Genomic DNA, 9,474 nt, shown 5'->3' on the forward strand with positions numbered 1-9,474 from the left:
CTGACAGCGGCGGGGAATGCTCAACGGGCAAAGTGTGCGCCCGACGGCATTTCGTGGTCCGGGACTGGCTCGATCATGCGAAGGTCCTGAGCCTCGCTGTCGGGCACTCTGGACCCGCATAACAAGTCCGCCAAGCTTTTGGGCGCCGAGATCAGGCCAAGAATGACGGCTTCGGCAGCTACATATCTGGTTGCGTCGATCCGCTGTCTGGCCAAGCCCCCGCAGACGAGGACGGCCGAGATCGCAAGGGTAATGACCAGGATATTGGTTCCACGCGAGACGGCGAGGACGGCGATGAACCACAGAGTTGCGGAGGAACGACTTGATTTGGATCGCCGACCTTGTAAGACGACAACTGTTGCGGCAGCGATAATCAGGATGATACAAAGTCCTGGCGTAAGCCACGACCTCTCCGCAACCCAACTTTGGCCGATCTCGAACCAAGGTATGGAAGCGCCGAAATAGTCACTGCTCAGCGATGACAAGACCGCAAGCGGCGGCTGTCCGCCACTCAAGAAAGCGGCCAACGCAAGCGCTGAGGCGCCGAACGTATAGAACGAATTGATACGGCCTTCGAACTTCTTGTCGAGCCCCGTGAGAATTTCCGAAATCATATGACCCAGCCCTTTCGTGTGATGGCTGGAACCTATCGGGCCGGGGCGACATTATGGGCGCCTTTTAGCCTTCTACTCGAAGAAGTCCTCGTCCAGCTCAACTACGTCGTAGCTCTGCTTTACCTGCACGCCCACACGGTATTTGATCATCAAGCCGACCAGACGGGCGGAGTCGATGAGGATGATCCGTGACGGGACGTTCTCGGCGTATTGCCGGGCGCCCGCCGTGAAGGTGCTGGTGGTGATGAACACGCCGCGGGACGCTCCCACGCCGTGGAGCGCGCCTACGAAAGCCTGGATGGTTTCGCGGCCTACGGTGTTGCCGTCGGCGTAGCGTTTGGCCTGGACGTAGATTCGGTCGAGCCCGAGGGCGTCCTGATCGATGACCCCATCCACGCCACCGTCCCCGGTACCACCGATGCGGCGGCCGCGCTGTTCGGCACCCCCGTAGCCCATTTTTAGAAGGAGCTTGACCACAGCTTCTTCGAAGAAATCCGGATGCCCCTCACGGAGCCGGGCGAGCAGTGAAACTCCTACTTCTGCATGGATGCGGTTGATGCCGTCCTCGATTTGCTCGACGGGCTCCAGTTCGTCGGTCGCGACTGCTTCTGTGGCGGCTGCCTGCGAAGATTCTGTTGGTTTTTCGGACTTGGGCCAGTACTTGGCGAAGATCTCGTGGGCCTGGCTGTAATTGATACCGTCAGGATTCTCCTTGAGCCATCGCCGGCCTTCGTCCGTGATGCAGTAGTGCCCCTTCGTCGGGCGGTCGATCCAGTTGGCCCGGGTGACGTGGCTCAGGACCCAGCCCATCCGCTGCTCGTATCGGAGGCCGCCCGAGTTCAGTGTCTCAAGACGTGCTGACTCTGAGAGGCCTGCTTTGTCCGCGGCCTGATGAAACAGGTCCTTGCGGTGCAGCGTCCGGCCGTCCTCAAGCGCCTCCAGGACGGGAACGATGAGTGCCGGCCAAATCGGTACCTCGGTTGCCAACGACTCAGTTGCTGTTTCGGACATTAGAGTTCCCCCTTGAACGCGCGGTGTTGAAGTGACGCAAAAAGTGCCTCCAGTTCGGCTAGATGCTTGCGGTGGATATCCTTCAAGCGCTCGACTGCAGATACCCGTCTTGCGAACTTCTGCTGGAGCTCCAACGGGGGTGTTGGCATCGGCATGCGTGCAAAACGTGCTGCTCCCAGATGAGCGATGCTTGAGGTCTTGCTGCTGATCTTGGCAAACTCACCGCGATGGAAGTAATAGAGGAAGGTGGCTAGTGCAAACTCGGGGACAATCAGACCTGGATCCGCAACATAGCGGACGAGTGTGTTCTGGAAGCAGCAATCTTCAATCTCATCTCGCCACATGGCTGGACGGCCGACGAGTTCCGTGCTCTGTCCCTCGTTCAGCAAGATATCGCCATAGTTGAGCTGGTACGCCTTAAAGTCCTTTTCGTCGAAGTCCATTTGCAGTACGTCGCTGAGATCCAACTCGTTGAGCTTCACATTGGCGACGCGCATATAAGGTCGTGTGTGGTTTCCGCTTTGGTACTTCGGTGCCCTCTGTCGCCCAAGTTGGACGAGGCCGGTGCTACCAACAGTGGCTGCAGTGTCGACAAGAAACTGATCAAACATGGCGTGGAAAATCGACTGGATGAGGCTGTCGAGGTGGGCGAGTGTTTCGCGGCGCTTGATGCGGAGCTCGTCAGCCTTGTCCAGAATCGCCGCAATCCGCCGCTGCTCGTCGAGGGGTGGGAGTGCGGGGACCTCCAGATCCAAGAAGTCTTTGACGGAGGAACGGCGGCGCCGGGGAACTGAACCAAATGCAATGTTGTCGTAGGCGCTAATCAGCTGCCGACTCAGTACCAGCCGCTCGACGTAGCCAGCATGATTTCCCGGCGATAGGCGAAATGTTGGGTAGAGCGGCGAGATCACTCCGTTTGCGAAGTGACCATTTCGCGCTATTGCTCCAGCCCACAAAAGATATGGGTTAAAGGCGAAATCGTCGAGTTCTATATACTTGTATCCGCTGACATCTTCTGTGGCGAGTCTCTTGTTGAAGCGGTCGGCCTGCCTGACGAATCCATTCCGTTCAGTCAGCGTAAGGACCTCAGGATTGGAGCCTTTGGGCGGCTTGGCCTTGAATTCCTTGAGGATACTTCCCAGCCGAACTTTCACTTCAACAGCTCCCGCAGCTCTGACATGCCCTCGGCGATTTCGGCCTCAAGCCCTTCCAAGGCAGCCAGGATCTCCTCCGGCTCCGCGTGCTCGACATCTTCGTGCACGATCTCCTTGTACCGGTTCAGGGACAGGTCGTAGTCGTTCGCGGCGATCTCCGAAAGCGGCACACAGAATGACTGATCCGTGCGCTCCCGCTCAAGCTCCGTCGTCGTGCGTTTCTTCCAGCGGGTCAGGACGTCGGGAAGGTCGGACGAGCCGAGTGGCGTGCGCTTGTCGTCGAGGCTGAAGCCGTCGGACTTCACGTCGTAAAACCAGACGTTGTCGGTGCCGCCGGAGTTGGTCTTGGTGAAGAACAGGATGGCGGTGGAGACACCTGCGTACGGTTTGAAGACACCGGAAGGAAGCTTCACCACGGCGTCGAGCTTGTGGCCCTCAACGAGCGTCTTCCGCAGGGACCTGTGCGCTCCGGTGGAGCCGAACAGGACGCCGTCGGGAACGATGACTGCGGCCCGGCCGCCGGGCTTGAGCAGCTTGAGGAACAGTGCCAGGAACAGGAGTTCGGTCTTCTTTGTCTTGACGACCTTCAGGAGGTCTTTGGCCACATTGTCGTAATCGAGGCTCCCGGCGAACGGGGGGTTGGCCAGGATGAGGTCGTACTTTTCTTCCTCGTCCGCGTGGAGGTCGGCCAGGGAATCGCGATAGGAAATATCCGGGTTTTCGACTCCGTGCAGCAACATGTTCATCGAGCCGATGCGCAGCATGGTCGAGTCGAAGTCGTAGCCGTGGAACTGCTGGTGGTGGAAGAACTTGCTGGTTTCCGCATTAGTGAGCAGGTTGGGGTTGTTGTCCCGCAAGTAGTGGCCTGCCTGGACCAGGAACCCGCAGGTGCCGGATGCGGGGTCGCAGATTGCTTCCAGCGGCTTGGGCTCCGTCATCGCGACCATCAGATCGATGATGTGCCGTGGCGTCCGGAACTGACCATTGGTCCCTGCCGATGCGAGCTTGGAGAGCATGTACTCGTAGAGGTCACCCTTGGTGTCCTTGCCGTCCATGTTGATGCTGTCCACAATGTCCACCACCTGCTTGAGAACGCCAGCGTTGGGGACCTTGAACTGCGCATCCTTCATGTGATGGCTGTAGGTGGAGTCCTCGCCGTTGGACTGCTTGGGCAACTCGTTGCGCAGGAACGGGAAGACGCTTTGGGAGAACACGGAGAACATCTCGGACTGCGAGAAGTCCTTGAACCGGGACCAGCGGAGATCTGAGTAAGGCCTTCCCTGCGGGTCCAAACCGTCTGGGAAGATTGCGTTCTGCAGAGGCTGGCCCAGCAGGTTGGCTCGCTTCTCTTCGCGGGTCTGGTTCTCGTCGAGCCGCTTCAGGAACAGCAAGTAGGTGATCTGTTCGATGACTTCCAAGGGGTTGGAAATTCCGCCGCTCCAGAACGTATTCCAGACCTTGTCGACATGGGACTTGATTTCACCTGTGATCACCCATGCGAGTTTAGTGGTCCGGGGCGACAGCGGGGGCCACCAACCAGTCGCCTGCCGTTTGTGTGAAGATTTGCCCTATGGATGATGCAGAACCGAACCTTGCCCTCTACGTGGAGGGTGAGTCAGCCCTTGTTGCCGGAACGCCCGAAGCCGTTACTGAGCTGTTCCGAAAGCTGGATGTCCAGCCAGAGGCGACTTCGAACTTGGGGAGCGCCCTAACGGACATGCTTGCCCTTGCTGCTGGCGTAGCTGGGGCGTTTTCAAGCGCGGGCATTAGTGGAAATTCTTTCCAGATGACATCGGAATCCTACGCCCGCTACCTGCAATTGGCGGGTTCAACTAAAGAAAAGTTCGGCATAGTCAGCGGCGTTTTGAGGCAGCCCGACGGCACCATCGACACTGTGGTTGAGCTAATGGGCTCTACTCCCAATCCTGCTGCAATGGTGAATCCCTATGTCTTGGCAGCAACTTTGGCTATTAGGACGGCCATCCACAGTTTGGAGGTGCAGCTCAAATCGATCGACGCCAAGCTGGATGTCGTCCTCCGGGATGCCCGCAACGAAGCGCTAGGCAACATCCAGGGGACCAGCCACATTCTGGACAAAGCTTTTGGCTATTTTGAAGACACCGGCATGCTTAGCGACACGCTGTGGGATCAAGTGGCGGGCCAATCAGCACAGCTTGCCCAAATGCAAGCTGTGGCGTTGAACCACATTGATGGGATAAGCGAAGGGCTTGAGGCCCGAGGATTTGGGAAACGACTCAATGCCGCCCAATTCGCAGCCTCCGGGGAGCTTCAACACTGGCTCATCATTACGGCCGTCGCCCTGACCAACATGGTCCGCATGGATTCGCTCGAGATTGTCCGTGGAGCTGCCGAAGGAAACGCGGTTGCCCACGCGGAGCACGTTGAGCGGTCTCGCAAGCGCAGGCGCGACGCCACGAAGGCCAAACTGCAACGGCTTGCCGAAGCTGCCGCTAAGGCTGCCAAAGCAGACATGATGTCCCGCGTAATGAACCCGCTGGAGATGCCCAAGCTGTACGACTCAGTTGCCGAGATCAACAGACTCCTCAAAGCATTCTCCGATGCCTATGACATGCCCTTGAACGTTGAGTTTCAGCGGAAGGAATGGCACGAGTCGGTCATGGAGCTGGGACAAGCGGCTGGCACCACTGTGGCGGGCGCAGTGAGTGCCGTGGCCGGGGGTGTGGCGGCAGCACCCAAAGCGATCGCGGGAGGAGTGGAGGACGGGATCCTGCACGTGGCCAAGAGCATTGAGGAGCGGCGGAAGGTCGAGGCGGACGACTGACCGGGAGAATTTAGGTCAGCACGGCCGCCAGGTCTTACCGCCCGGAGCGTAGCACCGCGGCCCGGTGTACTTGGTGGAGGGCGCGGGCGGCACATACGGTTGCGGAGCTGGCGCCACGTAGGGTGCTGGGTTTGGTGCCGGTGCGGGCAGATTGCGCAGGCGTTCCGCCTCAGCTGCCGCTTTCCGCGCTGCTTCATCCGCTGCGGCCTTTGCTGCGGCCGCAGCGGCAGCCGCCTCGTCTGCTGCCTTCTTCTCTGCCGCAGCTCGTTCCTCTGCTGCCTTGCGTTCGGCAGCCGCCCTTGCTTCAGCCGCCACACGCTCCTCCTCGGCTTTCTTCTCTGCCGCGGCCAGGGTGGCTTTCAGGGCCTTCGTATCTTCCGCCTTCGTTTCTGCGGCGGTAATTTTCTTATCCAGGTTCGATACGTGCTTGGCCAACACGGCAGTTGAAAGCCCTGCCCACAGAAGGGCGCGCTCCGTTGCTTTGTCCCCGTTGAGGACCTTCCGGAGTGCCTTCGCCGCGGCCACTTTGGCTGCGAGTACGCCTGCGGCCGTACCCGCCGCGGCAGAGGTTGTTGCCGGTGAAGCCGCGGTGGCGGCTTCCAAGCCCTTTGTAGTGTCAGCCAACTGAGCCGGAAGGGTACAGTCAATGCTCTCGGAGAAGAGCCCGGCCTTAGCCGCTCTGGCCTCTTCGTATGCGGCTGTTACTGGCGGGAGGAATTTTCTGTTGCCGCCGTACTCGACCGGGATCCCCAGTCCCTGCTGCGCAATCTTGGCATTGACCAGGGAACCGTCAGCTGTGAAGACTCCAGCGAGAGTCCTGCCGTACTTGTCGTGGCGCTCAGCGTCGAATTCAAGCCTGACTTGGGTTCCCTTCGGGAGCAGGCCCTCAAGGTACTTTGAGGCCTCAGGGCCGAGGCACTCGACGGGTTGGTTTGGATCCTTGGTTTCAGGGGTGTCAATGTTCAGCAACCGAATCGTGTGGTCGCCATTGTTGACGGAAACCACCACCGTATCCCCGTCGACCACGCGCACCACGGTGCCGGTGCCGGCGTTGGCAGCCGCACTCGCCGCCAACGATCCTGCGACCAGGCCCGTGGCCGCCAGCGAAGCAATGATGAGTTTCTTCATGCCAAGTTCCCCCGAGTTGCAGCAGGAAACGAGGCCGATCGAATGCTCTACCTCGGAGAATCCTGAGTGTCTACTCCACTAATGCTGAAGATGGAGAAGCAAGGATTCATCAAGAGAGGCTCAAGGAACGCGCAGTTTTCTTCGTGCGGCAGACCGCGCGCTAAAGGTGCTGGATGCCCGCCCGCTGCATCGCATCACGATAGGTTTCGACGCTCTTGGCGAGAAGCTCTTCCTGCTTGGCCTCGGAAACAGCAAAGGCCCTGCCGCCGAGGGCGGAGGCCTTGTAGATTTTGATGCCGCTGTTCTTCAGCGATGAGTGGTAGGTCTTCTCAAAGAGGGTCAGGAATGTGGACGCGTCCGCGCCGTGCGCGATGATGGCCGAAACGCGGGAATTGATCTTCAGGAACTGGCGGAACGGGCGGAGCCCATCGGTCTTTTCCTGGACACTCAGCGCGGAGGGGCTGCCGCTCTCACGCACCCAGGGGTAGGCATTCCACGGCATGACGTAGCGGGGGTCCAGCTCGGCCAGCTCATAGATCTGCGTGGCGCGTCGGGCAGCTTCGTCGTCGTTGTTGTGGGAGACGAACCCGGACTCGGTCCCTTTGCCGGGGCTGGCCTGGAGGCTGATGATCCTGCATTCGTCCTCGTCGTGGACGGGGTCGATATAGGGGACAGTGGAACCAGGCTTTTTTTCCATCAGCTCATCGCAGAGTTGGGTTACCTTCGCGATATTCGGTTCCTGTAGCAGGGCCTTTTTTTCGTCCCAATCAATCGTCACGATTTCTCCCTTGGCAGCGAGGCGTCCAGAATCAGGCGTCCTATGTCACTCTACGCTTCCCCGGGAAAGGGTGGACACACCGAATTCCGCACTACCCTTCCCGGTGCCGGGCAGCGGGCGCGGGATGGTTACTGCCGCCCACGCAGGTGCTGGTTTTGAAGTTCGTCGAACTGCTCGTCGGTCAGTTCGTCGAAGGCGCCTGCTTCCCTCTTGTCGCTGCGTGAGAAGCGGATGAACATGAGGATGATCAGCGGCAGGTCCAGCACCTCGCAGATGAACCACAGCAAATTTCCGGCGAACTGCTGGTCCTGGAGAGCGTCCCGGAACCACCATTGGGGGTTGGGAACGGACATCACGTGGTCGAGCACCTGGCCGTTGAGGCTCAGCAGGATGCCGGGGACCGCATCGATCAGCAACTCGATGAACACGAACATGAATTCAAGGGTCAGGTAGGCGCTGGAGCGCTGGAAATCGGACTCTTCGATGATCGGCAGTGCCATCAGCATGCCCAGCAGCGGCACGCCAACGGTGAGGAGGGCGCCTGCCACGGGGTCGGTCCGCAGCGTGAAGAAGGCCGGCGTGAGGAACGTGGAGAAGAGGGCCAGTCCCAGCAGGGGCGCGCCAAATGAATTGCTGACGAACCGTACGGGCCTGCTGGACAGGACCTTGTCCAAGGCTGTTGTGCCCTTGGCCGGCAGTGCTGCCCGCGCGAGGGTTAGCGGTTTGCCCAGGCCGATCAGCAGCGGGACGACAAAGAGCAGCAGGGATATTTTGATGGTGAAGGCCCACCGCTGCTGCGCTCCGTATACCCCAGTGAACCCGCAGGTGAGGATGATGAATGAGCCCAGACCCAGGACGTAGAACGCCACCGCCCGCCACACTGGCCATCCCTGACCCCGGCGCGCGGCTGACCGTATTCCCCAGCCGTACAGAATGCCGGCCGCGGCGGCGAAAGCCACGGCGGCCCAGTCGAACTGCCAGGAAGAAACAAGGATCTCAAGGGGTGGCACGCGCCAAGGTTAGCCCCCGTTCCTGAGAGCCGCATGACCGTGTGCCTCCTGCAGGTGGGGTGCCGGGGAGTGGTGGTGCTGTGGAGTGGTAGGTGTGGCCCGTGGGGGTGGTGGTTGCAACCGTATGCCGTGGGCCGGGGATGGTTTGTGCGGCCCAGCCTGGGGTTTCTTTGGTGTGGTTGCAGGCTTCGCAGAGGCCTTGGCCGTTTCCGGCGGTGGTGGGTCCGCGGTGGTGCCAGGGGGTGACGTGGTCGTGGTGCCTGATGGGTGCGTCGCAGTAGGGGGTCCGGCAGGTGTCGTCCCGGATTTGGAGGAAGCGTTTCAGTGCTGGCGGGAAGAGCCGGGCTGTGGAGTCCATGGCCGCCAGCTCGCCGGTGCCGGGGGCGGTGTAGAGCCGGCGGACCCAGAGGTTGAGGTCGGTCTCACCAGGGGCTGTGAGGGCGATGGTTCGTGCCTGTTCGGCGGGGATGGTGCCGTAGCCGGGCAGTCGTGCGGGTTCGGCGCCGGCCTGCAGGAGGGTGTGGTCGGTCATGACGAGCTGGATCTGGACCCCGTTGATCCCGCCGGGGGTGCCGGTGACGCGTTCGACGAGGGTGTCGGCCATGACCTGGCCCCGGGACCGGTGATCCCCGTTCGAGCGGGCGGTGTCGGCGTCCCGGCACAACGCGGCGTACGCGGCGACGCCCTGGGCGGCGGGGAGCAGGGCGGTCAGGCAGGTCATGGTGTCCGGGGCCGGGCGCAGGCTCACGCACCGTTCGCCCATGGCCCGGCTGGCGCGCTTCGCGACCGAGGCGGGGTCCCGCCGGTACGCGTCGGCGCGGACCGCGGCGATGATGGCCCTGTCGCCCAGGCCGTTCAGGGCGCCGGTGTCGGCGGCGAGTTCCTCATCCACCCCGGCCCGGTCCTCGGTGCTCAGGCAGATGGTGTCTTTCACGATCAGCGTGGCCCGCCACTCGCTCAACAGGCCGGTCCGGAA

At 61.0% G+C, this 9,474-nt stretch carries 9 protein-coding genes; 1 reads left to right on the forward strand and 8 read right to left on the reverse strand.

The window, feature by feature from the left end:
• Positions 1-20: 20 nt before the first annotated feature.
• The 4 genes from PUN51_RS18170 to PUN51_RS18185 form a co-directional block, all read right to left on the reverse strand.
• Complete coding sequence (locus tag PUN51_RS18170) at positions 21-614, reverse strand: hypothetical protein (protein ID WP_275182002.1); 594 nt, start codon at positions 612-614, stop codon at positions 21-23.
• A gap of 72 nt (positions 615-686) precedes the next feature.
• Positions 687-1,625, reverse strand: a complete 939-nt coding sequence (locus PUN51_RS18175; RefSeq protein WP_275182003.1) for a restriction endonuclease — start codon at positions 1,623-1,625, stop codon at positions 687-689.
• Positions 1,625-2,779, reverse strand: coding sequence for a restriction endonuclease subunit S (locus PUN51_RS20790; protein ID WP_275182004.1), 1,155 nt, complete (start codon positions 2,777-2,779; stop codon positions 1,625-1,627). Before PUN51_RS20790 ends, PUN51_RS18175 begins: the two co-directional genes overlap by 1 nt.
• Entirely contained in the window at positions 2,776-4,272 is a 1,497-nt protein-coding gene (locus tag PUN51_RS18185) for a type I restriction-modification system subunit M (protein ID WP_275182005.1), read from the reverse strand. The genes PUN51_RS20790 and PUN51_RS18185 overlap by 4 nt, the downstream gene beginning before the upstream one ends.
• 77 nt (positions 4,273-4,349) lie before the next feature.
• Between PUN51_RS18185 and PUN51_RS18190 the strand changes: the two genes are divergently transcribed.
• Positions 4,350-5,582 (forward strand): hypothetical protein, encoded by a 1,233-nt coding sequence (locus PUN51_RS18190; protein ID WP_275182006.1) that lies wholly within the window; start codon positions 4,350-4,352, stop codon positions 5,580-5,582.
• A 15-nt stretch (positions 5,583-5,597) separates the two neighbouring features.
• On the opposite strand, the gene PUN51_RS18195 is transcribed toward PUN51_RS18190, so the two are convergent.
• The 4 genes from PUN51_RS18195 to PUN51_RS18210 all read right to left on the reverse strand — a co-directional run.
• On the reverse strand, positions 5,598-6,710 hold the full coding sequence (locus PUN51_RS18195; protein ID WP_275182008.1) for a thermonuclease family protein: 1,113 nt from the start codon (positions 6,708-6,710) through the stop codon (positions 5,598-5,600).
• Between the two features lie 160 nt (positions 6,711-6,870).
• Positions 6,871-7,488: a uracil-DNA glycosylase gene (locus PUN51_RS18200; RefSeq protein WP_275182009.1), complete on the reverse strand. Its 618-nt coding sequence runs from the start codon at positions 7,486-7,488 to the stop codon at positions 6,871-6,873.
• A gap of 128 nt (positions 7,489-7,616) precedes the next feature.
• Entirely contained in the window at positions 7,617-8,498 is an 882-nt protein-coding gene (locus tag PUN51_RS18205; protein WP_275182010.1) for a cytochrome c oxidase assembly protein, read from the reverse strand.
• Positions 8,485-9,474 (reverse strand): HNH endonuclease (locus tag PUN51_RS18210; RefSeq protein ID WP_275182012.1); only part of this gene is annotated, 990 nt, incomplete at its 5' end. The genes PUN51_RS18205 and PUN51_RS18210, both read right to left, overlap by 14 nt.

The organism is Arthrobacter sp. NQ4 (assembly GCF_029077345.1).
Classification (GTDB): domain Bacteria; phylum Actinomycetota; class Actinomycetes; order Actinomycetales; family Micrococcaceae; genus Arthrobacter.

What these genes read in the sequence shown, in the direction of transcription:
- PUN51_RS18170 (WP_275182002.1), bottom strand. Translation starts at nt 614, where the DNA reads ATGATTTCGGAAATTCTCACGGGGCTCGACAAGAAGTTCGAAGGCCGT.
- PUN51_RS18175 (WP_275182003.1), bottom strand. Translation starts at nt 1,625, where the DNA reads ATGTCCGAAACAGCAACTGAGTCGTTGGCAACCGAGGTACCGATTTGG.
- PUN51_RS18190 (WP_275182006.1), top strand. Translation starts at nt 4,350, where the DNA reads ATGGATGATGCAGAACCGAACCTTGCCCTCTACGTGGAGGGTGAGTCA.
- PUN51_RS18195 (WP_275182008.1), bottom strand. Translation starts at nt 6,710, where the DNA reads ATGAAGAAACTCATCATTGCTTCGCTGGCGGCCACGGGCCTGGTCGCA.